The organism is Agrobacterium sp. LAD9 (assembly GCF_003031125.1).
Taxonomy (GTDB): domain Bacteria; phylum Pseudomonadota; class Alphaproteobacteria; order Rhizobiales; family Rhizobiaceae; genus Agrobacterium; species Agrobacterium radiobacter.
The window spans coordinates 56,040-77,790 of the sequence record NZ_PHGS01000002.1 but is presented as its reverse complement, the minus strand read 5'-3'; the positions used below and the strand labels follow the sequence as shown (position 1 = coordinate 77,790).

The window sequence follows — 21,751 nt, the reverse complement described above, 5'->3', positions numbered from 1 at the left end:
ACTTCATGAAAATTACGAAACTTGAGACCGTCCGCGTGGCGGAACGGGCAAACTTGCTCTGGGTTCTGGTCCATACGGATGAGGGCATTACCGGGCTTGGAGAAACCTTCTATGGCGCCGAGACGGTGGAAACCTATGTGCACGAATATATCGCACCCCGCGTGATCGGCCGCGATCCGCTGCAGATTGATCTTCTGGCGCAGGACCTCGTCGGTTATCTCGGTTTCCGCTCTTCGGGAGCGGAGGTACGGGGCAATTCCGCTTTCGATATCGCGCTGTGGGATATTTTCGGCAAGGCCACCAACCAGCCGATCGCCCAGCTTCTCGGTGGTTTCAGCCGCAAGGAAATCCGCACCTACAACACTTGTGCGGGCACCGAATATATCAAGAAGGCCACCGGCCAGCAGACAGCCAATTATGGCCTGTCCGGCGGCAAGGATTATGACGATCTGAACGGCTTCCTGCACCGGGCCGACGAGCTGGCCCACTCGTTGCTCGAAGACGGCATCACGGCCATGAAAATCTGGCCCTTCGATGCGGCGGCGGAAAAGACGCGTGGCCAATATATTTCGATGCCGGACCTGAAAAGCGCGCTCGAGCCTTTCGAAAAAATCCGCAAGGCGGTGGGCGACAAAATGGATATCATGGTGGAGTTTCACTCCATGTGGCAGCTTCTGCCCGCGATGCAGATCGCCAAGGCGCTCACTCCCTACCAGACCTTCTGGCATGAAGACCCGATCAAGATGGACAGCCTTTCCAGCCTGACCCGTTATGCCGCCGTTTCGCCAGCACCTATTTCCGCATCCGAGACGCTCGGTTCCCGCTGGGCCTTCCGCGATCTCTTGGAAACAGGTGCTGCCGGCGTGGTGATGCTTGACATCAGCTGGTGCGGTGGGCTTTCCGAAGCGCGCAAGATCGCTTCGATGGCAGAAGCCTGGCATCTGCCGGTCGCGCCGCATGATTGCACCGGCCCGGTGGTGCTCTGCGCCTCAACGCATCTGTCGCTTAATGCGCCGAATGCGCTGGTGCAGGAAAGCGTGCGCGCCTTCTACAAGACCTGGTATCGCGATCTCGTCACCGCATTGCCGGAAGTGAAAAACGGCATGATCACCGTGCCGCCAGGTCCCGGCCTCGGCATGGAGCTGCATCCCGATATCGAAAAGACCTTCACCGTCAGCCGCCGCTTTTCGGATGCGGCGTCGATCTGATCAGAACAGATTGCCTTGATCCGTCGGGCCAGAAGAAGCCGGTTTTGCCGGCTTCTTTTTTGGCGCGGCTGACGTATCCGAGGGCGGCGTCCCCTCTCCCGTTGTGATGGCAGAAACGCGGCCATCGGCAAATTCCATCGATACCGCAGCACCAGACGCGATGGCGGCAGCACGGGTCAGCGGCCGGTTCTCCTCATCGCGGATGACGGCATAACCGCGCTTCAGCACGTTCTTATACGACAGCGATTGCAGGATGCGGTCATGGGCGGCAAGGCCCGCGCGGTTCTGCGTCATGCGGTGCAGCACGGCTGTATCGGCACGGCGTGCAGCAGTGACAATGCGTTCCTTCTGCCGCTCCAGCTGGCCGAGCAGGCGGGCGGGAAGCGAACGCAGCGAAGAATCGAAGGCATCGACACGGCCTTTTCCCTGCAGCAGTCGGCGCTCAACCAGGGTCTCGGCCCGATGCATGCGCTCGGTAATCCGCTGCCTGTGCTGTTTGAGACCGTTCAGCAGGGTTTCCGGCCTGAGACCCGAGGCTGAACGTTCGAAGGCGCGGCGTTTGTTCAGCGTGGTCAATTCCAGTCCCCGCCCGAGACCGCTCGCGGCCTCATCAAACCGGCGGCGCGGCAAAGCGAGAAGCTGATCGAGCGAGGGCAGCGCCCGCACCAGCGCCCGCACGCCCTGACGGCGATTGTCCATCTGCCGCGATACCGAGCCGGAAAGGCGCGCGGCAAGGCCGGAAAGCTGCGCTTCCAGCTCGGCCCGCACCGGCACAGCCATTTCGGCAGCGCCCGTCGGCGTCGGCGCGCGCACGTCGGCGGCATAATCGATCAAGGTCGTATCGGTCTCATGCCCCACGGCGGAAATCAGCGGGATTTCGCTCTCGGCAGCGGCACGCACGACGATTTCGTCGTTGAAACTCCAGAGGTCTTCCAGACTGCCGCCGCCACGGGCGACGATCAGCACATCCGGCCTTGCAATTTCACTACCGGGTTGAAGCGCATTGAAGCCGCGAATGGCGTTCGCCACTTCCTCGCCCGAACCTTCGCCCTGCACCTTGACCGGCCAGACGACGACATGCACGGGAAAGCGATCCGAGATGCGGTGAAGAATATCGCGGATGACTGCGCCCGTCGGCGAGGTCACGACCCCAATGACGCGCGGCATGAACGGCAGGCGACGCTTGCGTTCCGCATCAAACAACCCTTCCGCCGCCAGACGTCGACGGCGATCTTCGAGCAACGCCATCAGCGCGCCGGCACCTGCCGGTTCGAGGCTTTCTATGACGATCTGGTATTTCGAGGAGCCGGGAAAGGTGGTGACCTTGCCGGTGGCAATGACTTCCATGCCCTCTTCCGGACGGAACTTCAGCCGCGAGAAAGTGCCTTTCCAGATCACCGCATCGATGCGAGCGCGATCATCCTTCAGCGAGAAATAGGCATGACCCGAAGAATGCGGACCGCGATAGCCGGAAATCTCGCCGCGCACCCGCACCTGCTCGAAAGCCGTCTCCACCGTGCGCTTGATGGAACCCGAAAGTTCGGACACCGAGAACTCGGCAAGATTGCTCAATGCTGCGTGGGAGAAGATATCGCTCATGCCCGTTTGTAACCAAAACCCGTCGATTCGGAAATGCCGGCACCGGCCCGGCCCATTTTAACGGCGATGAAACCATATCCTCAACTAACGAGTTAGGAAAATGGGGATTGGAGGAGAAAACAAGGGTTCGTTAGGGAAGACGGCGTTACGTCTGTCCCAGGCCCGGCAACCAAAGAGGAGGCGGCATCATGATTTTTCTTACCGCCACAGTGCTCGGCGTAACCGCAGTTGCGTTGCGTTCGGTTTTCAGCATCGTTTTCATCTGCATGATGATTATCGGTGCCTATGGCGTGGCGATTGCACTTTCTTCCACGGCCGTGCCCCTGATGTCGCTGCTTCTGGCGCTTGCCGGTTACAATTTCGGTGTCGTGGGTGTCGTTATCAGCCTTCTGGTGCTGCAGCGCCCACGTTCCACCCAGCCAACCCTCTAAAAGTCCACGGCCTTGAGGCTTCCGCACTTTGCGCTAACCGAGATTTGCGGACTGGCCACTGACCTCACCGTTACCTGTGTGCTTATTTTCTATCTCGGCGTCGATCCGCTCGCCGCCCGTTTGCCGGGCGCGGCAGCGGGGCTTGCAACAAGCTGGCGGCTGAACCGTTCGAATGGTGAGGCATCAGCCGCGCTGAACAGCTTTCTGACAAATGCCGTCACGCTTACCTCGCGTATCGTCAGCGTCGGGCTGTTTGCCCTGCTGCAATGGCGCAACCCGCTGGTGCAGCCGGTCGTCCCGCTTGCCTTTTCAGCACTCGCAGCACTGTTGCTGGCGCTTTACGGCTATTGGCGGCTTCAAAGGCAACGGCAAAAGTCGGATTAAACCGTTTCCCACCCGTCCTTTTCCGCCGCCCGGTAAATGGCGTCGATGAAAAGCTGGTTCTTCCTCGAGTTTTCCAGCGTAACGACTTCGCCCTCACCCTTCGCAGCACGGGCAAAGGCCTCCGCCTCCAGCTTATATTGGCGGCTATCCTGAAACCGGAAGATTTGCGACTGGTTATGGGCCTGATTGGTCAGCTCGATCTCTTCCGCACCCCAGCGATTGGCGTTGAAGGGAGATTTGACCTCGATATAACCGTCAGTGCCATGGAAAACCATCAGCTGGCGGGCGGCAAGCTGTGTGGCCAGATAAAAACTCAGTTCGAAACCGCCGAAATCGGCCCTGACGCTGGAATAGATATCGGTGCCAAATTCCGTGTCGCGCTCGACGGTGGCCTGCACGCGCCTCGGCTCCACACCGGTGACGAAGCGGGTCACGATGGTGGGGTAGACGCCGATATCGGGCAAGGCCCCGCCACCCAGTTCGGGAATATTGCGCATATTGCCGGGATCGCGGTTGAAATAGCTGAAAGCGCCCTGCACATGTTTCAGTGTTCCGATCGCGCCCGAGGCCAGCAACTCCTTCACCTTTGCCCAGACCGGCGCATAAGTAACCATGAAGGCTTCCGAGACGATGACGCGGTTGCGGTCACGCGCGGCGATGAGGGCGTCGATCTCCTCTGCCTTCAGTGCAATCGGCTTTTCGCACAGAACGTGTTTGCCGGCATCGGCGGCCTTGATGGTCCACTCCACGTGCTGCGATGTCGGAAGCGGAATGTAAACCGCGTCGATGGCATCGGAAGCCAGCATTTCCTCATAGGAACCGAAGGCGTGGGGCACGGAAAAACGATCCGCCACCGCGCGCGCCCTGGCGAGATCCCGGCTGGCTATGGCGCTGACCACGCAGTTCTGCGCATCCTGTATCGCCGGAATGACGTGATCCTGCGCGATTTTCGCCGTTGAGATTATTCCGAAACGCAGCATTCCGTTCTCCTGCTCTGCCATTCAGCGGAAACTTACCACCGTCACACGTCATGGCAAGCCGCAGATGCGCGATAGATCAAAGATGGCTGAATTTGTCCTGTCTTTGTCGGGATATCTGCTTTTCTCCGTACTTTATAGAGGTAATTATGCTATGCATGAACCCAATGGAGATACATGAAATGTCCTCTTCTCATACAGCACTGCTGGTCATCGACGTTCAGGAATCCTTTCGGCATGCCCCCTATTTCGAGGAAAGCGGTTTGGCCGCCTATCTGGAGAAACAGCAGGCGCTGATCGATGGCGCCAAAGCCGCGGGAATCCCGGTCGTGCAGATATTTCATGTCGATGGCGACAGGGCCTTCTCAAAGGACAGTGGCTATATCCGGGCGCTGGAGGGTGTGCGGATCACGCCTGATGTCACCTTTCACAAAAACCGCCATTCGGCTTTTGCCGGCACCGGCCTCGAAATCTGGCTGACACAGAAGGGCATCAACCGGCTGATCGTCTCTGGTATCCGCACCGAGCAATGCTGCGAAACCACCACGCGGCACGCTTCCGATCTTGGTTACAGCGTCGATTACGTCACCGAAGCGACGCTGACTTTCCCGATGACACATGCTTCCGGCACCACCTTCAGCCCGGACGATATCCGCAAACGGACCGAACTGGTGCTGGCTGGCCGCTTCGCGCGCATCGTAAGCGTCAATGACGCATTGGCCACCGTCAAAGAGGCCGCCTGATGGATAGAGGCGGCACGCGCATCATTCCCTTTTATACGCTTGTGCCGCCACATGCGCTGTTGCTGGACATTGCCGGTCCGCTCGAAGTGATCCGTTATGCCAACGCGGAACAGCGGGACATCCACTTCGACTACCGATACATTGCTGCGAGTGGCGAACAACAATCTTCCATCGGCCTTGGACTTTCCGGGCTGGAGAGCTTGCCCGCGACCCTGCCGGAAAATGCTTTCCTGCTGATCTCGGGCAGCACGTCACGCTTCGACAATGATCCGCAGACACAGCGAGAGCGGCAGGCGCTGGCGGCATGGCTGCGCCGCGCGGTGCGTGCCGATACGACAGTCATTTCCATCTGCTCCGGCGCGCTGCTGGCGGGCGAAGCGGGACTTTTCGACGGGCGAAACTGCACAACGCATGCCGATTGCGTTGAAGGGCTGCGCCGCATCGCGCCACTGTCCCAGGTGGCCGAAAACCGCCTTTTCGTCGAGGATGGCAACCGCTTCTCGAGTGCCGGCATTTCCACCGGCATCGACCTGATGCTGCATGTGGTTTCCCGGCTGACATCCCCGGCCGTTGCGGCCCGCATTGCCAAAACCATGGTGGTCTATCTCAGGCGCAGCGGCAGCGATCCACAAATCTCCCCCTGGATGACCGGCCGCAACCACATCCACCCCGCCATTCACCGGGTTCAGGACCGTGTGATGGCCGAGCCGGCGCAGGACTGGTCGCTGGAGCGGCTGGCCGATATTGCCGCGCTCAGCGAAAGGCATCTGTCGCGCCTGTTTCGCGAGCATACCGGCATCAGCGTCATCGACTATGTCAACCTGATGCGGGTCAATCTCGCCCGCGACATTCTCGCAAACAGCCGCCTGGATATGGAAGCCATCGCGGAAAGGGCGGGTTTTGCCTCCGCCCGGCATTTGCGGCGTGTCTGGCAACAGCACAATCGCCATCCGCCCAGCCATTATCGCGGTTTTCAGGCCTGATTTTCGCAGACCTTGCCGCTGCCTGATGAATGCCATCAAAGGAATTGAATGGTTATGCCGGCAGGCAGTTGCTACCTTGCCATAAAGACAGCAACAGGAGCATTTCCCGTGGAAAAACGAAGTCTCGGCCGCACCGGCCTCTCCATCGCCCCGATCGTCTTCGGCGGCAACGTGTTTGGCTGGACAGCGGATGAGAAGACTTCCTTTGCCCTGCTCGACGCCTTTTTCGATGCCGGGTTCAATGCCATCGACACGGCGGATGTCTATTCCGCCTGGGTGGATGGCCATGTGGGCGGAGAGTCCGAGGCCATCATCGGCAAATGGCTGAAGCAGTCCAGCGTCAGGCGTGAGGATGCGGTGATCGTCACCAAGGTCGGTTTTGACAATCGCGGCCAGAAGACCGGTCTCAGCGCCAGGTGGATCGCGGAAGCCGTCGAGGCTTCCCTGAAGCGGCTGCAGACCGACTATATCGACCTCTACCTCGCCCACAAGCCGGATGCGGATGTGCCGCTGGAGGAAACGCTCGCCGCCTTCGCAAAGCTGAAGGAACAGGGGAAAATCCGCGCCATCGGCTGCTCAAATTATTCCGCAAGCCAGCTTCAGGACGCGCTGGACACGGCCGCAAAGAACAATCTGCCGCGCTACGACGTGCTGCAGCCGGAATATAATCTCTACAACCGTGCGGATTTTGAAGGTCCGCTTGCCGATCTCTGCGTCAGGCAAGAGATCGGGGTGATCAACTATTACAGCCTTGCGGCCGGTTTCCTTACCGGCAAATATCGCGCCAAGGCCGACACCGAAGGCGTTGCCCGCAGCTACCGGGTAGGCGACTACGTCAACACACGCGGCCTTGCCATTCTTGGGGCCATGGATGCGGTTGCCGTGGAAACCGGTGCCAAGCTCGCCGATATCGCACTGGCCTGGCTGCTGCGGAAGAGTGCCGTGACGGCTCCAATTGCCAGCGCCACCAGCCTGTCGCAGCTCGAGAGCTTCAAACGCGCCGTCGATCTGAAGCTGACAGACGAGATGATGGCTCTTCTCGACAAAGCGGGTGCGTGACATGGATCTTACAATTCGTGACGCACAGCCGAGTGACCGGGCGGAATGGCTGCGCCTGTGGAACGACTATCTCGCCTTCTACGATGTCCGCCTTGCCGACGACGTGACCGAGCATACTTGGGCGCGTATTCTCGACCCAGCGTCGCGTGTTTCCATGCGTGTGGCCTTGCTCGGCGACAAGATGGCCGGTTTCGCCATCCATCACTTCCATGATTCCACCTGGGTCAAAACACCCGATTGCTATCTGGAAGACCTGTTCGTCGACGGCGCGATCCGCGGCAAGGGAACAGGTCGGGCGCTGATGGATGATCTCATCGCCATCTGCGCCGAAAAAGGCTGGTCACGGCTTTACTGGAACACGGACGAGCACAATCACCGGGCCCAGAATCTCTATAACAGCTACGTGAAAAGCGATGGCCATATCCGCTATCGCATCAAGTTCTGATCACCCCTGAAGCGGAAGAAATCTACGAAAGCCCTCAGCGCCGGGCGCATCTGCCGGCGCGAGGGATAATAGATATAAAAACCGTCAAAGGGCGCGCACCAATCCTCCAGCACGCGGATTAACCTGCCCTCTTTGATATCGTCCTCTACGCGCTGTTCGAAAACGAAGGCAAGGCCCGCCCCATCTATTGCCGCCCGGCGAATGAGGCTCTGGTCCGACAGGATCAGCGGTCCCTGTACATCCACCACCAGCGGCTTGCCATTCTTCTCCAGTTCCCAGCGATAGATAAGGCCGCTCGCGAAACGCCGGCGGATGCAGCGGTGACGGATGAGATCCCTCGGATCGGATGGCGGCGGGTTTTCTGCGAAATAGGAGGGCGCGCCAACAATCGCGCCGCGCCATGCACCACTCGCTTTCACCGCAATCATATCCGCATCGAGGTGCTCTCCGAGCCGCAGACCGGCATCGAAGCCTTTCGCGACGATATCTTCGAAGCGATCATCCGTTGAGATTTCGAGTGATATGTCGGGATAGAGCCGCAAGAACTCACCCAGCCGGGGCACGATAAGGTCCTCGGCCGCAAGCCGAGGCAGGGTGATGCGCAGAGGACCCGCAGGCCTTCCGCCGTGCTCGGCAAGCGTCTGGATGACCGTATCGATATCGGCAAGAGCCGGTCCCAACGTTTCGAGCAGCAGTTTACCCTCCTCCGTCGGAGAAACGCTGCGGGTGGTGCGGTGAAGCAGCCGCAGGCCAAGGCTTTCCTCCAGCGAAGAGACCGCATGGCTGACGGCGGAAGGCGCGATGGCCAATTCGGCCGCGGCCTTGCGGAAGCTGCGGCCTTCGGCAACGGCGGCGAGAACGGCCAGCTGGGAGAGTTGCACACGGTTCATTGTTCTAAATGATAGAACAACCCAAGCGGATTTGCAGCGGTTATTTTTACCACCGATGGGCAGTATGTTTTGCCCGTACCCACTCCCAAAGGTATATTAAACCGTCTTGGACACATGCTCCGCCGCAAACCGCGGGATAGCTTTCAAGGCGTGCTCTGACAAAGGACAGGCAGATGAAACACAGAATCCTCGGAAAAGACCTCTCCGTTTCCGCACTCGGGCTTGGCTGCATGGGCATGAGCCATGCTTATGGACCTTCGGATGAAAGCGGTTCTATCGCGACGTTGCATCGCGCCGTCGAGCTTGGCGTCACATTGTTCGATACGGCGGAAGTTTATGGGCCGTTCAAAAACGAAATCCTCCTTGGCAAGGCTTTGAAGCCCTATCGCGATCAGGTGGTCATCGCCACCAAATTCGGCTTCCGCATCGACGGCAGCAAACCTTCGGCGGAAATGATCCAGGGTGTTGACGGTTCGCCGGCAAATGTTCGTGCCGTCGCCGAAGCCTCACTGAAAAGGCTGGGTGTCGATGTCATCGACCTCTATTACCAACACCGCGTCGATCCGGACGTGGCAATTGAAGAGACGGTCGGCGCAATGGCCGATCTGGTGCGGGAAGGCAAGGTGAAGGCGCTCGGCCTTTCGGAGGCGAGTGCGGCGACCCTTCGCAAGGCGCATGCCGTTCACCCGATTGCAGCCATTCAGAGCGAATATTCGCTGTGGACCCGCGATCCCGAAGAAAATGGCGTGCTGGAAACCTGCCGTGAACTGGGCATCGGTTTCGTACCCTTCAGCCCGCTCGGACGCGGCGCTTTGACAGGTGCGCTGAAGTCGCTCGACGGGCTTGCCTCCGACGATTTCCGCCGCAGCCTGCCGCGCTTCCAAAGCGAAAACTTCGATGCCAATCTGGCCCTCATCCAGCTGCTGGAAGACATGGCGGCAGAAAAAGGCGTTACAGCCGGGCAGCTGGCACTCGCCTGGGTCATGGCGCAGGGCGATTTCATCGTGCCGATCCCCGGCACCACGAAAATTGCCAATCTGGAGAAAAACGTGGCGGCAGCGGATGTCGCGCTGACGGCCGACGAAGTTGCCAGCCTCGGCGCATTGCTCTCTCCGACAAAGGTTGCGGGGGAACGTTATCCGGAACGAATGACGCGATTGGCCAATCGCTAAAAACAAAAAGCCGCGGCAACCGCCGCGGCTTTTGTCATTCCATCAGCTACTTTCAGGCGCGCAGAACGCCGCCCGTCGACTTCTCGACATTGCCGACGATCTTGGCCGTCAGCGCTTCGAAATCCTCATCGGTCAGCGTCTTGTCGACCGGCTGGATCTGGACTTCGATGGCCACCGACTTGCGGTCTTCGCCGAGCGATGGGCCTTCGAAAATATCGAAGACGTTAACGCCGGTGATCAGCTTGCGGTCAGCACTCGTTGCGGCCTTGATGATGGCTCCCGCCTCGACAGACTTATCGACCACGAAGGCGAAGTCACGCTTGACCGCCTGGAACGGCGAAAGCTCGAGCGCAGGCTTGGTGCGGGTCGCCTTCTTCTTCGGCTCCTGCATGGCGTCGAGATAGACCTCAAAACCGCAATAGGCGCCAGAAACATCCAGCTCGGACAGTGTCTTCGGGTGGAATTCGCCGAAATAACCGAGCACGACCTTCGGACCCATCTTGATGGTGCCGGAGCGGCCGGGATGATACCAGTCGGGGCCGCCGGCCTCGATCTGCACATTGGCCATGGGCAGGCCGCAGGCTTCCAGCACCGCCAGCGCATCGGCTTTGGCGTCGTAGACATCCACGGGCTTGCCGCCGCCTTTCACAGCATTGGACCACATGCGGCCGCTGCCCGCCATCGAGGCCGTGCCACCGCGGACACCGCCGGCAACGCGGCGCTGCGTATCAGGCGTATCGCCCTCATAGGTGCCGGAGACCTCGAAGATCGCGACATCGCCGTAGCCCTTGTCTGCATTGCGCTGTGCGGCAGTCAGCAGGCCGGGCAGCAGCGAGGGCCGCATATCCGACATATCGGCCGCAATCGGGTTGGCGAGTTTCAGCGCGGGCGAACCGCCGCCGAACAACTTCGCCTGCGCTTCCGGGATAAAGGACCATGTGACGGCTTCGAGCATGCCGCGGCTCGCCAGCGCACGGCGCGCGGTGCGGGTGCGGATCTGCAGCGTGGTCAGGATACGGCCGTTGACAGCGCCGAAGCTCTCGAGCGGTTCCGGCTTGATATTGTCGACGCCATGGATGCGCATGACTTCTTCAACCAGATCGGCCTTGCCGTCGACATCAGGACGCCAGGAGGGGACGGTCACGGAGACTCGCTCGCCCGTTCCCTCGACACCGAAACCAAGACCCTCGAGAATGGCGAGGCTCTCCTGCGAGGAGACCGCCAGACCTGTCAGGCGCTTGACTTCCGCCAGCGGGAAATCGACGACCTTGGGCTGATGGCCCTTATAACCAACGACGCGGGCTTCGCCGGCAACGCCGCCGCACAGTTCCAGAACCAGTTCGGTGGTGCGCTCCAGACCCGGAACCATATATTCCGGATCAACGCCACGCTCGAAACGATAACGCGCATCGGTGATGATGCCGAGCGAACGGCCGGTCTTGGCAATGTTGATCGGATCCCAGAGAGCAGCCTCGATCAGCACATCAACGGTGTTTTCGTCGCAGCCGGAATGCTCCCCGCCCATGATGCCGCCGATCGACTCGAGGCCCTTTTCGTCGGCAATGACGACATTGTTCGGGCCGAGCTTGTATTCACGCTGGTCGAGCGCGAGGATCGTCTCACCATCCTTCGCACGGCGGACCGTGAGATCGCCCTTGACCTTGGCGGCGTCGAAGACGTGCATCGGCCGGCCCTGATCGAAGGTCATGTAGTTGGTGATATCAACGAGAGCATTGATAGGACGCAGGCCGATCGCCATCAGGCGCTGCTGCATCCATTTCGGGCTGGGGCCATTCTTCACGCCGCGCACGATGCGCAGCGAAAAGCCGGGGCAAAGCGCCGCATCATCCAGTTCCAGCTTCACATCGACGGGGGTTGCGCCTTCAACCTTGAAGGACGGCGCAGGCTTCGTCTTCAACTTACCCAGACCGGAGGCGGCGAGATCGCGGGCGATGCCGTAGATCGAAGTGCAGTCCGGACGGTTGGGCGTGAGGTTGATCTCGATGATCGGATCGTCGAGGCCGGCATAGGATGCGAAGGAAGTGCCGACAGGCGCATCTTCAGGCAGATCGATGATGCCGTCGTGATCGTCGGAAATGTTGAGCTCCTTTTCGGAGCACATCATGCCGTGGCTTTCGACGCCGCGAATCTTGCCGACGGCCAACGTCACATCGATGCCCGGAACATACATGCCGGGACGAGCGAGCGCACCAACGAGGCCGGCGCGTGCATTGGGCGCGCCGCAGACGATCTGCACCGGCTTGCCGTCACCGGCATCCACCATCAGCACCTTGAGGCGGTCAGCCTCGGGATGTTTTTCAGCGGAAACGACCTTGGCGATGACGAATGGCTTGTAGGCCGCCTTGTCATCGACGTCCTCGACCTCGAGGCCAATCGCCGTCAGCCGCTCGCAAATCTCGTCCAGCGTCGCATCCGTTTCAAGATGCTCTTTCAGCCAGGAAAGAGTGAATTTCATGTCTTTGCTCCTTGGCTAACCGGATTAAACGCTCAGACCGCCGAACAGCGTCGGCATGTCGAGCGGGCGGAAGCCGTAGTGGTTCATCCAGCGGACATCGGCGTTGAAGAAATCGCGCAGATCAGGCATGCCGTATTTCAGCATGGCGATGCGGTCGAGGCCCATGCCCCAGGCAAAGCCCTGATATTCATCCGGGTCCAGCCCGCCGGCGCGCAGCACGTTCGGGTGCACCATGCCGCAGCCGAGGATTTCCATCCAGTCCTTGCCTTCGCCGAACTTGACGATGGGGCCGGAACGGTCGCACTGGATATCCACCTCGAAGCTCGGCTCCGTGAAGGGGAAGAAGGACGGGCGGAAGCGCATGACGACGCTGTCGACCTCGAAGAAGGTCTTGCAGAATTCTTCGAGAATCCAGCGCAGATTGCCGACATGCGCCTTCTTGTCGATGACAAGGCCTTCGACCTGATGGAACATCGGCGAATGGGTCGCGTCGGAGTCCTGACGATAGGTCTTCCCGGGAATGACGATGCGGATCGGCGGCTTCTGACTTTCCATGGTGCGGATCTGCACCGGCGAGGTGTGGGTGCGCAGCACCTTGCGCTCGCCGTTTTCATCCGGCTGGAAGAAGAAGGTGTCGTGCATTTCGCGGGCCGGATGGCCTTCGGGGAAATTCAGCGCCGTGAAGTTGTAATAGTCGGTCTCGATGTCAGGACCTTCGGCGATCGAGAACCCCATATCCGCGAAGATGGCAGTAATTTCATCGACGATCTGGCTTATGGGATGAATGCGACCGCGCTCGGCCGGAGACTGACGAACCGGCAGGCTGACATCCACCGTTTCCGCTTTCAGCCGGGCGGTAATGGCGGCGTCCTTCAGCGCGTTCTTGCGCTCGCCGATGAGGTCGGTGATTTCGGTCTTGAGCTGGTTGATGGCCGCGCCGCGGGTCTGGCGCTCTTCCGGCGTCATGCTGCCAAGCGTCTTCAGAAGCTCCGAAACCGAGCCTTTCTTGCCAAGTGCGGAAACACGCACGGCCTCGATGGCCGGCTCATCGGCAGCAGTGGCGATCTCCGACATCAATTGCGATTTCAAGGTATCAAGTTCAGTCATCTTTTCCTGCCTTGCCGGTATTTTTAACAGCGGCTTCGGGGTTCACAGCATTCATCAAATAGTCGGTCGCCATGATAAAGCGTCGCAGATCACTACCCATCCGCACGCGCCCGATCAACCGGGCAACCGGTAAAAAACGCCCCAGAATGCCGGTCAGACGGCACAATTCTTCCAGCGCCCGGGGCGGGGCGTTTTCGCGCCAGCGGGCAAAGGCGGCATCACAGGTTTTCGGCGCATCGCAGGCGCGGGTCGCGACCTGCAGAAACAGCAGCCAGATATCGCGGGCCTGCGCCGTCTCAAGCGGCATGACGTCCTGCGGGCGTTCCTCGAAATCCATGAAACCGACACGGCCGTCTGCGAGAAAGAAGTCACGCACATGCGGACGTCCATGGCAAAGACCTGCTGCATGCAGTTCGCCGAGCGCCTCGGCGGATTTTACCAGCAGGGCGTCATGCTCCACCGGCATCGCGGTCTTTATCGCGTCCATGCGTTCCATGATGGTGGGACCGACATCCCCCAGGACAACGGCCGTCAACGAAGAATAGATGATGGGCGGAACCGGAAAACCACGGGCCTTGAAAGCCTGCAGCGTTTCGAGTTCACGGCGCATCAGGCCGGCGCCATCGAGCGGCGGCGACGGGCGCATAAAAGTGTAGGGGAGCAGCTTTGCGAGAAAGGTCTGCAACTTTATCCACCAGGACGGCGTTTCCGTGCCCTGGCGCTTGATCCAGACGGTCGTCGAAGAAAGTTCGAGTTTCTGCACACGGCGCTCGCTTTTAAGCAAAGCCCGCATCAAGGCTGCGATATCGCTATCTTCCAGATGGACGTGGAAACCCTTCGCCTTTTCCGCGTCGCTTGCGGCAACCAGCATTTTCTGCCCCAATGGAGCCTGCCGGCCAAAAGCCGGATGCCCCACCCTTTTGGCAACCTCGGCGCAAAAGCGTTACGCGCCTTTGCCGAAACTGCCGTGAATTCCAAAAAACGAAAACCCGCGCCGGAGGACCGGCGCGGGTTTCAAATGAACAACAGATTGTCCGCGCCGTAATTACTTTACAGCGGTTTCAAACTCGTTGGTCGTACCAGCATCCTTGAGGTACTCAAGCGCCTTCTTCGCTGCTTCGACGAGCGCGCCGAATGCTGCCGGCTCATGGATAGCCATGTCGGACAGAACCTTGCGGTCGACTTCGATGCCAGCCTTGTTCAGGCCGTCGATGAAGCGGCCATAGGTCAGGCCGAATTCGCGAACAGCAGCGTTGATACGCTGGATCCACAGAGCGCGGAAGTTGCGCTTGTTGACCTTGCGGTCGCGGTAAGCGTACTGCTTGGAACGATCCACGGCAGCCTTTGCTGCGCGGATGGTGTTCTTGCGGCGGCCGTAGAAGCCCTTGGCTGCCTTGAGTGTCTTGGTGTGCTTGGCGCGGGAAGTTACGCCACGTTTTACGCGTGCCATGTCATGATCTCCTTAAAGTGTCCAAAAGTGCGGAAAAGTCTCAGAGACCGTTCGGCAGGTAGTTCTTGACGACTTTCTTGCCGTCAGCTTCGGCGAGAACCATGGTTCCACGCGCGTCGCGAATGAACTTGTTGGTACGCTTGATCATGCCGTGGCGCTTACCGGCGGCGGCTGCAACAACCTTGCCGGTGGCGGTGATCTTGAACCGCTTCTTTGCAGCGGACTTCGTCTTCATCTTGGGCATTTTGCTACTCCGTTTTTGTATCGAAACAGGCAGACGAGGCCTATTTCAAGCTATTCAGGAACGGCCACGGCATGCCCTGCCGGACCGTTCGGACGCGCGCTTATAACCGCAGTCGGCTAAAAGCGCAACGGGGAATGAGAATTTCCCCTTGCGGTGGGATACGCGCCAGTGATGTGAACGCGTAAAAAGATTATTTCGGTGCGAGAACCATCATCATCTGACGGCCTTCCAGCTTCGGCTCGGCTTCAACCTTGGCAATCGCCTGGGTGTCTTCCTTCACCTGGAGGAGAAGCTTCATGCCGAGTTCCTGGTGGGCCATTTCGCGGCCGCGGAACTTCAGCGTTACCTTCACCTTGTCGCCATCATCAAAGAAACGGCCCATCGCCTTCATCTTCACGTCATAGTCATGCGTGTCGATGTTCGGGCGCATCTTGATTTCTTTAACTTCGACGATCTTCTGTTTCTTGCGCGCTTCAGCGGCCTTTTTCTGGGTCGAGTACTTAAGCTTGCCGAGATCGAGGATCTTGCATACCGGCGGCTCAGCGTTCGGCGAAATCTCGACGAGATCGAGACCGGCCTCTTCCGCCATTTTCAAAGCCTGATCCGTCGGCATGCTACCGAGGTTCTGGCCCTCTTCATCAATAAGCTGAACTCTGGGAACCCGAATTTCCCGGTTGGAGCGCGGGCCCTCCTTGACGGGGGCATCGGCTTTGAAAGGTCTGCGAATGGTCGTATTCTCCTGATCTGTTTCTGGATCACGTCAGCAAAAAACAGCTTGTTTGGTACAAGCGGCGGAAATGTCGTTATTGCCGTGGCGAAGTCAATAGCATATCTGCCCGAAAAGATCACCTGTTGCCACGGTTTTTGCAAATACGCCGCCGATATTGCACGAAAATCAGGAGAATTGCATATACATGACCGAACAAGCTGCTGAATTCCTGCATATAGGAGCGGGTGACGACGCCCGCAACATCGCTTTCCTCCATCGCTCCCCAACATCCCAGCCGAACGCACCAACGCTCGTCTGGCTCGGCGGCTATCGCTCCGACATGACGGGAACCAAGGCGGTTGAGCTCGATCGTTTTGCAGCGGAAAACGGCCTTGCCTGCCTGCGGCTCGATTATTCCGGGCACGGGGCTTCCGGCGGTGATTTCAACAAAGGTACGATCTCGAGATGGCTCGAAGAGGCACTTGCGGTGGTGCGTGCAAAGGCGCCGTCGCGTGTCGTTCTCGTCGGCTCGTCGATGGGCGGGTGGATTGCGTTGCGCATGGTCGAGGAGCTGCGCAAGGCGGGTGGCGCGCCCTCCGTCGCCGGTCTGGTTCTCATTGCGCCTGCGCCGGATTTCACGCAGGAACTGATAGAGCCCAGCCTGTCGGATGCGGAAAGGACCTCTCTCGCAGAACGGGGTTACTTCGAGGAACATTCGGAGTATAGCCCCGAGCCCAACATCTTCACCCGCGCGCTGATGGAAGACGGAAAGCAGAACCGGGTGCTCACCGGCATCATCACGACCGGCTGCCCGGTTCATGTTCTGCAGGGCATGCGCGATCCCGATGTTCCCTATCAGCATGCTCTGAAGCTCATCGAACATCTTCCCGCCGACGACGTCGTGCTGACGCTGATCCGCGATGGCGACCACCGGCTTTCCAGGCCGCAGGATATCGAGCGGATGCTCGCGACCATCAAAGCCCTTGCAATATAGGCATTTGCGCAACGCTCTTAACCATATTCAACGAGTCTTGCGCATCGCCGATTGCTAGAGATTGACTCAAACCCCCTATCCCTCTTAACTTTTCGTTAAGAATTAAGGGACGGGTTTCATGATGAACGCACCGCTGGCGCGTGCTCTGCTGTTTGCAGTTGCTGCCGGGCTAATGACTGCTGCCTCCGCCATGGCGGAAATCAAAGGAAGCCCTTCCATGGTGACGGGCGGGATCACGTCCCAGCCGATCGGACATTACGAGTTCTGTCAGAAATACGCCGACGAATGCAATATTCGCAGCAAGGCGACACCGCCCCCGCGCGTCACAGATTATGGCTGGGATGTCATTCGCGAGGTTAATACGTCCGTCAACACCACGATCGTGGCGATGACCGACCAGGAAATCTACGGCAAGGACGAAGTCTGGGAATATCCGACGACCGCCGGTGACTGCGAAGATTTCGTGCTGCTGAAGCGCAAGAAACTGGTCGAGCGCGGTTTTTCCGTTGCCGATCTGCTGATCACCGTCGTGCGTAAACCGGATGGTGAAGGCCATGCGGTGCTGACGCTTCGCACCACTGATGGCGACTATATTCTCGACAACCTCACCGACGATGTGAAGCTCTGGACCGATACTAACTATACCTATCTGAAGCGGCAGGCGTCCTTCAATACGGGCCGTTGGGTCTCCATCGAAGATGGTCGCGACGTTCTGGTTGGCGCATTACGCTGACGCTTGGCCCACGTCTGACAGATTGAGAGCCCGCCATCGCGGGCTCTTTCTTTTTTCATCCGTTGCCGATGATAATGCCGGCCGCCAGCACCAATGAGCCGCCGAGGACCACCTGAAACACCGCGCGCAGGAACGGCGTTTCCATGAAGCGGTTCTGAATGAAGGCGATTGCCCAGAGTTCCACGAAAACGACGACGGCCGCAATCGCCGTTGCTGTCCAGAAATGCGGGATGAGATAGGGCAAGGCATGGCCGAGACCGCCGATGGCCGTCATGATGCCCGAGGCCAGACCCCGCTTTACCGGAGAACCGCGACCCGAAAGCTTGCCGTCATCATGGGCCGCCTCGGTGAAGCCCATGGAGATACCAGCGCCGACGGAGGCTGAAAGGCCGATCAGGAAAGTCTGCCAGGTATCCTGCGTGGCGAAGGCGGCCGCAAAGATCGGCGCGAGCGTCGAGACGGAGCCATCCATCAATCCCGCAAGACCCGGCTGCACATAGGTCAGAAGAAACTGCCGCTTTGCGGTTTCCGCCTCTTCGGTCTTGCCATCTTCATCGAGATGTTTTTCTTCCAGCATTTGCGCGATCTCTTCGTGACCCCGCTCCGCCTCGGCCAGATCGCCGAGCAACTTGCGCGTAGAGGCATCGCTGGTGCGCTTGACGGCCTCATCGTAAAAACAGATCGCCTGTGCTTCCATCAATTCGGCCTGGGCACGGATTTTCTCGAGCGACAGGTTCTTCACGAGCCAGTCTGGTGTGCGCTCGTAAAAACCACGCACGTGTTCGCGACGGATCAGCGGGATCGTCTCTCCGAAACGGCGACGATGCATGTCGATCAGGACATTTCGATGCTGCTGCTCGACCTCCGCCATATCGTCGAAGACTTTGGCCGATTGCGGATATTGCGCGCGCAGGTGATCGGCATAGGAACGATAGATGCGGGAATCGTCTTCTTCGGACGAAATGGCGAGTGCGAGGATTTCCTGTTCGCCGAGAGAGGAAAAGGGGCGTTTGGACAGGGAAAAAAGACTGCGAAACATGGCTGAAACCTTTTTAGAATAATTCTAAATACATCCGCCCTGCGCCGAGATCAAGTCATCTTAGAATAATTCTAATAAGGCAAAGGGTCGCATTGCAGGCCGCCTCGCAGCGGGGTAAATTCGCGGAAAAGGAAGCACCATGCAGGAAGACGTTGCGGCGAGAGCCGCCCACAGCGCGGAAATTCAGGACAGGGCGGAAAAGGCCATGGCGGAAATCGGCGTGGATGCCGGTTTCATCGACCTGCTGGTGGAAACATTCTACGGCCGCGTTCTTGAACACTCCACGCTTGGCCCGGTTTTTGATGCGCGACTCGCCGGGCGCTGGCCGGAGCATATGGCCAGGATGAAACAGTTCTGGACGGCCGTCGCCTTCAAGAATGGCGGTTATGGCGGCAAGCCCGTGCAGGCCCATCTCGGGGTAAAAGGCATGTCGGCGGAGCTTTTTCCGCAGTGGCTCACGCTGTTTTCCGCCACGCTTGATGATATTGCGCCGAGCAAAGAGGCACATGACTGGTTCATGGAAACGGCGCAACGCATCGCCAGAAGCCTGACGCTTTCGCTGTTTTACAATCCCGCAATGGATGACCCGGCCTTAAAGCGCAGCATGCCTTAGCCGCAGCCGCGCCGAACAGCGAAAGGCCGGTACAAGCAACAATTGCCAAGCCGTGCGTAAGATCACGCAAGTTTCAAACATTCCCTCTTGATGGCCGCAGGGATAAATGTTTAGTAGCCGGCGGGAGGCGTACCGTGCGGTTCGCCTGTAATATGCAGACATATCAGGGCTTATCAACATGGATCGCAGATCATTTATCCGCAAGGCGGGCGCCGTTGGCGCTGGTGTTACCGCAACGGCGCTGGCCGCTCCGGCCATTGCACAGGAAAACCCCAAGATCACCTGGCGCATGACGTCGTCCTTCACCAAGGGCCTCGACATTCTTTTCGGCGCGGGCCAGATCGTCGCAGATCATGTCAAGGAAGCCTCCGGCGGCAACTTCGTCATTCAGCATTTCGCCGGCGGTGAAATCGTGCCGGCGCTGCAGGCAGCGGATGCGGTGACGGCCGGAACCGTCGAAATGGCGCATACCTGCTCCTATTATTACGTCGGCAAGGATCCGACCTTTGCGCTCGGAACGTCGGTTCCCTTCGGCCTTAACGCACGCCAGACGAATGCCTGGTTCAACCAGGCCGGTGGCAACGAGCTGCTCAATGAATTCCTTGCCCAGCACAATATCTACTCGATCCTGCTCGGCAATACCGGTGCCCAGATGGGCGGCTGGTTCCGTAAGGAAATCAACACCATCGACGACCTCAAAGGCCTGAAGATGCGTATCGCCGGCCTCACCGGCCAGGTCATGCAGAAGGTTGGCGTGACACCGCAGCAGATCGCCGGCGGCGATGTCTATGCCGCGCTGGAAAAGGGCACGATCGACGCCACCGAATTTGTCGGCCCCTATGACGACCAGAAGCTCGGTTTCTACAAGGTCGCAAAATATTACTACTACCCCGCATGGTGGGAAGGCGGCCCGGCCGTTCATGCCTTCGTGAATCTGCAGAAGTTCAATGAGCTGCCCGAGAATTACAAGCGCATCCTGAAAGACGCCTGCGCCGCCGGCAGCGCCAGCATGCTGGAACGCTACGATGCGCGCAATCCGAAGGCGCTGAAGGAACTCGTGGCGCAGGGCGCTATCCTGCGCCCCTTCAGCCAGGAAATCCTCGATGTCTGCCACAAGGCGGCGCAGGACACCTATGCGGAGATTTCGGCCAAGAACGAGAGCTTCAAGAAGATCTACGAGAGCCAGCAGGCCTTCAAGAAGGACGCTTATCTCTGGGCGCAGATCGCCGAATATACCTATGACACCTACATGATGATCCAGCAGCGCAACGGCACGCTCTGATCCCCATCATTTCCCGACGATCTTCAAACGGTCATCCGGCATCTGCCGGGTGGCCGTTTTGTTTGGTGAGACCAGTTTCCACACTTCACGCTCCCGCCAGTCAACCGGGCTCATGCCGGTGACGCGGCGAAATTCGCGGTTGAAGTTGGATTTGGTCTGAAAGCCCGAGGACAACATGATCGCGGTTACCGATTGCTCCGTTTCCTCAAGCAGCCGGCAGGCTTCGCGGATGCGCAACTGGTTGACATATTGCGAGACATTGACGCCGAGCGAGCGATTGATCGCGCCTGATATCTGCCGGCTCGGCAGCCCGAGGCGTCTTGCAAGCCGCGACAGGTTGAGGTTCTCATCACGGTAAAGCGCCTGCGCCGCCATCAGCCGATCGACCCTTGCAATGATGTCCCGGTCCTGCTCGGATGGCTCCGGCGGCGGCGGCAATTCCGCGACCGGATCCATGGCCGTTTGTGGTGCTTTGCTTTCACCGGCCAACGCAGCCATGAGGCCAATCAACAACAGTCCGAAAAGATTGGCATTGCTGACGAGCGCTGCAACATTTTGCCCGTGCGCCCATTCGAAATCGAAAAACACCAGAAGATCGAACAGGGCGGAAACGCACAGGGCTAAGGCGGCGATAATCAGCGCCCGGTGCGCGGAGGCGACGCTGGCGAATTGCGCCTCATCCAGCCCATCCGGCCCTTTTCTGCCAAGAAGAAGCAGGGCGACGGCGTGGCCGACGAAGATGACGATCAGTGCAAGATCGATCGCCATCGGCAAGGTGACTTCCATGATGACAATGAGCAAAGGCGACAGGACGAGATTGGCGAGCATCACTCTCCTGCTTTCCGCCGCCACTCCCATCAGTCCGCGAAAGGCAATGTAGACGAGCGGCGGCAGGCAGGCTGCGAGGATCGGCAGAACATAACGCGTTTCGATGACGCCATACCCCCAGCGCAGGCCGACAAGGACGGATTGCACGGCACAAAGCACGATCAGCGCCAGAAAGGCCCGGTTGGTCCGCACATCGTCTCCACCTCGAAGGAAAACAATGAACATGACGACCAGCAGAAGCGCCACGACGAAAGGCAGCGGAATGAACAGCACGAATGATATCCCCGGAACACAACGACTTATATTGCCAGTTCATGGACCAGATCGCGTTTCGGGACGACCTTTAACGTGATCAAGGACGCGAAAAATATGTGGCAGCGCAGAT

Annotated in this window: 23 protein-coding genes; 12 read left to right on the top strand and 11 right to left on the bottom strand. The window is 59.1% G+C overall.

Annotated features, from left to right (window positions below):
• Nucleotides 1–5 precede the first annotated feature (5 nt).
• Entirely contained in the window at nucleotides 6–1,208 is a 1,203-nt protein-coding gene (locus tag DA915_RS01100; protein ID WP_060722801.1) for a mandelate racemase/muconate lactonizing enzyme family protein, read from the top strand.
• On the opposite strand, the gene xseA is transcribed toward DA915_RS01100, so the two are convergent.
• A complete protein-coding gene (xseA, locus tag DA915_RS01095; protein ID WP_107674908.1) occupies nucleotides 1,209–2,807 on the bottom strand; it encodes an exodeoxyribonuclease VII large subunit in 1,599 nt (532 codons plus the stop codon).
• A 188-nt stretch (nucleotides 2,808–2,995) separates the two neighbouring features.
• On the opposite strand from xseA, the gene DA915_RS01090 reads away from it, so the two are divergent.
• Both DA915_RS01090 and DA915_RS01085 read left to right on the top strand, forming a co-directional pair.
• The gene (locus tag DA915_RS01090; protein ID WP_003507480.1) at nucleotides 2,996–3,238 is read left to right on the top strand and encodes a hypothetical protein; all 243 of its coding nucleotides are present in this window, start codon (nucleotides 2,996–2,998) and stop codon (nucleotides 3,236–3,238) included.
• Nucleotides 3,239–3,250: 12 nt separating this feature from the next.
• Nucleotides 3,251–3,622, top strand: a complete 372-nt coding sequence (locus DA915_RS01085; RefSeq protein ID WP_107674906.1) for a hypothetical protein — start codon at nucleotides 3,251–3,253, stop codon at nucleotides 3,620–3,622.
• Here the strand turns inward: DA915_RS01085 and DA915_RS01080 are convergent.
• Nucleotides 3,619–4,602, bottom strand: coding sequence for a Gfo/Idh/MocA family protein (locus DA915_RS01080; protein WP_107674904.1), 984 nt, complete (start codon nucleotides 4,600–4,602; stop codon nucleotides 3,619–3,621). The genes DA915_RS01085 and DA915_RS01080 overlap by 4 nt on opposite strands.
• Before the next feature lie 179 nt (nucleotides 4,603–4,781).
• Here DA915_RS01080 and DA915_RS01075 point away from each other — a divergent pair, with 179 nt between their 5' ends.
• The 4 genes from DA915_RS01075 (at nucleotide 4,782) to DA915_RS01060 (ending at nucleotide 7,829) form a co-directional block, all read left to right on the top strand.
• The gene (locus DA915_RS01075; protein WP_107674902.1) at nucleotides 4,782–5,342 is read left to right on the top strand and encodes a cysteine hydrolase family protein; all 561 of its coding nucleotides are present in this window, start codon (nucleotides 4,782–4,784) and stop codon (nucleotides 5,340–5,342) included.
• A complete protein-coding gene (locus DA915_RS01070) occupies nucleotides 5,342–6,325 on the top strand; it encodes a GlxA family transcriptional regulator (RefSeq protein WP_107674900.1) in 984 nt (327 codons plus the stop codon). Before DA915_RS01075 ends, DA915_RS01070 begins: the two co-directional genes overlap by 1 nt.
• 108 nt (nucleotides 6,326–6,433) lie before the next feature.
• The gene (locus DA915_RS01065; RefSeq protein WP_107674898.1) at nucleotides 6,434–7,384 is read left to right on the top strand and encodes an aldo/keto reductase; all 951 of its coding nucleotides are present in this window, start codon (nucleotides 6,434–6,436) and stop codon (nucleotides 7,382–7,384) included.
• Nucleotide 7,385: 1 nt separating this feature from the next.
• Nucleotides 7,386–7,829: a GNAT family N-acetyltransferase gene (locus tag DA915_RS01060; protein WP_107674896.1), complete on the top strand. Its 444-nt coding sequence runs from the start codon at nucleotides 7,386–7,388 to the stop codon at nucleotides 7,827–7,829.
• Here the strand turns inward: DA915_RS01060 and DA915_RS01055 are convergent.
• Nucleotides 7,811–8,719 carry a LysR family transcriptional regulator gene (locus tag DA915_RS01055; RefSeq protein WP_087743223.1) on the bottom strand — a complete coding sequence of 303 codons (909 nt, stop codon included), beginning with the start codon at nucleotides 8,717–8,719 and terminating at the stop codon, nucleotides 7,811–7,813. The two genes, DA915_RS01060 and DA915_RS01055, sit on opposite strands and share 19 nt — an antisense overlap.
• A 173-nt stretch (nucleotides 8,720–8,892) precedes the next feature.
• On the opposite strand from DA915_RS01055, the gene DA915_RS01050 reads away from it, so the two are divergent.
• On the top strand, nucleotides 8,893–9,891 hold the full coding sequence (locus DA915_RS01050) for an aldo/keto reductase (protein WP_087743222.1): 999 nt from the start codon (nucleotides 8,893–8,895) through the stop codon (nucleotides 9,889–9,891).
• A gap of 52 nt (nucleotides 9,892–9,943) precedes the next feature.
• Here DA915_RS01050 and pheT read toward each other — a convergent pair whose 3' ends face one another.
• From pheT to infC, 6 genes are all read right to left on the bottom strand, one after another.
• A complete protein-coding gene (gene pheT / locus DA915_RS01045) occupies nucleotides 9,944–12,367 on the bottom strand; it encodes a phenylalanine--tRNA ligase subunit beta (protein ID WP_107674894.1) in 2,424 nt (807 codons plus the stop codon).
• 24 nt (nucleotides 12,368–12,391) lie between these two features.
• Complete coding sequence (gene pheS / locus DA915_RS01040) at nucleotides 12,392–13,474, bottom strand: phenylalanine--tRNA ligase subunit alpha (RefSeq protein ID WP_003507467.1); 1,083 nt, start codon at nucleotides 13,472–13,474, stop codon at nucleotides 12,392–12,394.
• The gene (locus DA915_RS01035) at nucleotides 13,467–14,345 is read right to left on the bottom strand and encodes a lipopolysaccharide kinase InaA family protein (RefSeq protein ID WP_107674892.1); all 879 of its coding nucleotides are present in this window, start codon (nucleotides 14,343–14,345) and stop codon (nucleotides 13,467–13,469) included. The genes pheS and DA915_RS01035 overlap by 8 nt, the downstream gene beginning before the upstream one ends.
• 174 nt (nucleotides 14,346–14,519) lie before the next feature.
• Complete coding sequence (gene rplT / locus DA915_RS01030) at nucleotides 14,520–14,924, bottom strand: 50S ribosomal protein L20 (RefSeq protein WP_003507464.1); 405 nt, start codon at nucleotides 14,922–14,924, stop codon at nucleotides 14,520–14,522.
• A 40-nt stretch (nucleotides 14,925–14,964) separates the two neighbouring features.
• Nucleotides 14,965–15,168, bottom strand: coding sequence for a 50S ribosomal protein L35 (rpmI, locus tag DA915_RS01025; protein WP_003493355.1), 204 nt, complete (start codon nucleotides 15,166–15,168; stop codon nucleotides 14,965–14,967).
• A gap of 190 nt (nucleotides 15,169–15,358) precedes the next feature.
• The gene (gene infC / locus DA915_RS01020) at nucleotides 15,359–15,895 is read right to left on the bottom strand and encodes a translation initiation factor IF-3 (protein ID WP_077767695.1); all 537 of its coding nucleotides are present in this window, start codon (nucleotides 15,893–15,895) and stop codon (nucleotides 15,359–15,361) included.
• Between the two features lie 187 nt (nucleotides 15,896–16,082).
• Here infC and DA915_RS01015 point away from each other — a divergent pair, with 187 nt between their 5' ends.
• Both DA915_RS01015 and DA915_RS01010 read left to right on the top strand, forming a co-directional pair.
• The gene (locus DA915_RS01015; protein WP_107674890.1) at nucleotides 16,083–16,871 is read left to right on the top strand and encodes a carboxylesterase; all 789 of its coding nucleotides are present in this window, start codon (nucleotides 16,083–16,085) and stop codon (nucleotides 16,869–16,871) included.
• A gap of 118 nt (nucleotides 16,872–16,989) precedes the next feature.
• A complete protein-coding gene (locus DA915_RS01010) occupies nucleotides 16,990–17,604 on the top strand; it encodes a transglutaminase-like cysteine peptidase (protein WP_003507458.1) in 615 nt (204 codons plus the stop codon).
• Between the two features lie 55 nt (nucleotides 17,605–17,659).
• Here the strand turns inward: DA915_RS01010 and mbfA are convergent, their stop codons facing one another.
• Nucleotides 17,660–18,643 carry an iron exporter MbfA gene (gene mbfA, locus DA915_RS01005; protein WP_107674888.1) on the bottom strand — a complete coding sequence of 328 codons (984 nt, stop codon included), beginning with the start codon at nucleotides 18,641–18,643 and terminating at the stop codon, nucleotides 17,660–17,662.
• A 139-nt stretch (nucleotides 18,644–18,782) separates the two neighbouring features.
• Here mbfA and DA915_RS01000 point away from each other — a divergent pair, with 139 nt between their 5' ends.
• Nucleotides 18,783–19,256, top strand: a complete 474-nt coding sequence (locus DA915_RS01000) for a group III truncated hemoglobin (protein WP_003507455.1) — start codon at nucleotides 18,783–18,785, stop codon at nucleotides 19,254–19,256.
• Nucleotides 19,257–19,434: 178 nt separating this feature from the next.
• A complete protein-coding gene (locus DA915_RS00995; protein ID WP_003507447.1) occupies nucleotides 19,435–20,538 on the top strand; it encodes a TRAP transporter substrate-binding protein in 1,104 nt (367 codons plus the stop codon).
• A gap of 6 nt (nucleotides 20,539–20,544) precedes the next feature.
• Here DA915_RS00995 and DA915_RS00990 read toward each other — a convergent pair whose 3' ends face one another.
• A complete protein-coding gene (locus tag DA915_RS00990; RefSeq protein ID WP_192886377.1) occupies nucleotides 20,545–21,639 on the bottom strand; it encodes an AraC family transcriptional regulator in 1,095 nt (364 codons plus the stop codon).
• Between the last annotated feature and the right edge of the window lie 112 nt (nucleotides 21,640–21,751).

Excerpts from the sequence above, each read along its gene's own strand:
- DA915_RS01100 (WP_060722801.1), top strand. The coding sequence starts at position 6 with ATGAAAATTACGAAACTTGAGACCGTCCGCGTGGCGGAACGGGCAAAC.
- xseA (WP_107674908.1), bottom strand. The coding sequence starts at position 2,807 with ATGAGCGATATCTTCTCCCACGCAGCATTGAGCAATCTTGCCGAGTTC.
- DA915_RS01090 (WP_003507480.1), top strand. The coding sequence starts at position 2,996 with ATGATTTTTCTTACCGCCACAGTGCTCGGCGTAACCGCAGTTGCGTTG.
- DA915_RS01080 (WP_107674904.1), bottom strand. The coding sequence starts at position 4,602 with ATGCTGCGTTTCGGAATAATCTCAACGGCGAAAATCGCGCAGGATCAC.
- DA915_RS01075 (WP_107674902.1), top strand. The coding sequence starts at position 4,782 with ATGTCCTCTTCTCATACAGCACTGCTGGTCATCGACGTTCAGGAATCC.
- DA915_RS01070 (WP_107674900.1), top strand. The coding sequence starts at position 5,342 with ATGGATAGAGGCGGCACGCGCATCATTCCCTTTTATACGCTTGTGCCG.
- DA915_RS01060 (WP_107674896.1), top strand. The coding sequence starts at position 7,386 with ATGGATCTTACAATTCGTGACGCACAGCCGAGTGACCGGGCGGAATGG.
- DA915_RS01055 (WP_087743223.1), bottom strand. The coding sequence starts at position 8,719 with ATGAACCGTGTGCAACTCTCCCAGCTGGCCGTTCTCGCCGCCGTTGCC.
- DA915_RS01050 (WP_087743222.1), top strand. The coding sequence starts at position 8,893 with ATGAAACACAGAATCCTCGGAAAAGACCTCTCCGTTTCCGCACTCGGG.
- pheT (WP_107674894.1), bottom strand. The coding sequence starts at position 12,367 with ATGAAATTCACTCTTTCCTGGCTGAAAGAGCATCTTGAAACGGATGCG.
- pheS (WP_003507467.1), bottom strand. The coding sequence starts at position 13,474 with ATGACTGAACTTGATACCTTGAAATCGCAATTGATGTCGGAGATCGCC.
- DA915_RS01035 (WP_107674892.1), bottom strand. The coding sequence starts at position 14,345 with ATGCTGGTTGCCGCAAGCGACGCGGAAAAGGCGAAGGGTTTCCACGTC.
- rplT (WP_003507464.1), bottom strand. The coding sequence starts at position 14,924 with ATGGCACGCGTAAAACGTGGCGTAACTTCCCGCGCCAAGCACACCAAG.
- rpmI (WP_003493355.1), bottom strand. The coding sequence starts at position 15,168 with ATGCCCAAGATGAAGACGAAGTCCGCTGCAAAGAAGCGGTTCAAGATC.
- DA915_RS01015 (WP_107674890.1), top strand. The coding sequence starts at position 16,083 with ATGACCGAACAAGCTGCTGAATTCCTGCATATAGGAGCGGGTGACGAC.
- DA915_RS01010 (WP_003507458.1), top strand. The coding sequence starts at position 16,990 with ATGATGAACGCACCGCTGGCGCGTGCTCTGCTGTTTGCAGTTGCTGCC.
- mbfA (WP_107674888.1), bottom strand. The coding sequence starts at position 18,643 with ATGTTTCGCAGTCTTTTTTCCCTGTCCAAACGCCCCTTTTCCTCTCTC.
- DA915_RS01000 (WP_003507455.1), top strand. The coding sequence starts at position 18,783 with ATGCAGGAAGACGTTGCGGCGAGAGCCGCCCACAGCGCGGAAATTCAG.
- DA915_RS00995 (WP_003507447.1), top strand. The coding sequence starts at position 19,435 with ATGGATCGCAGATCATTTATCCGCAAGGCGGGCGCCGTTGGCGCTGGT.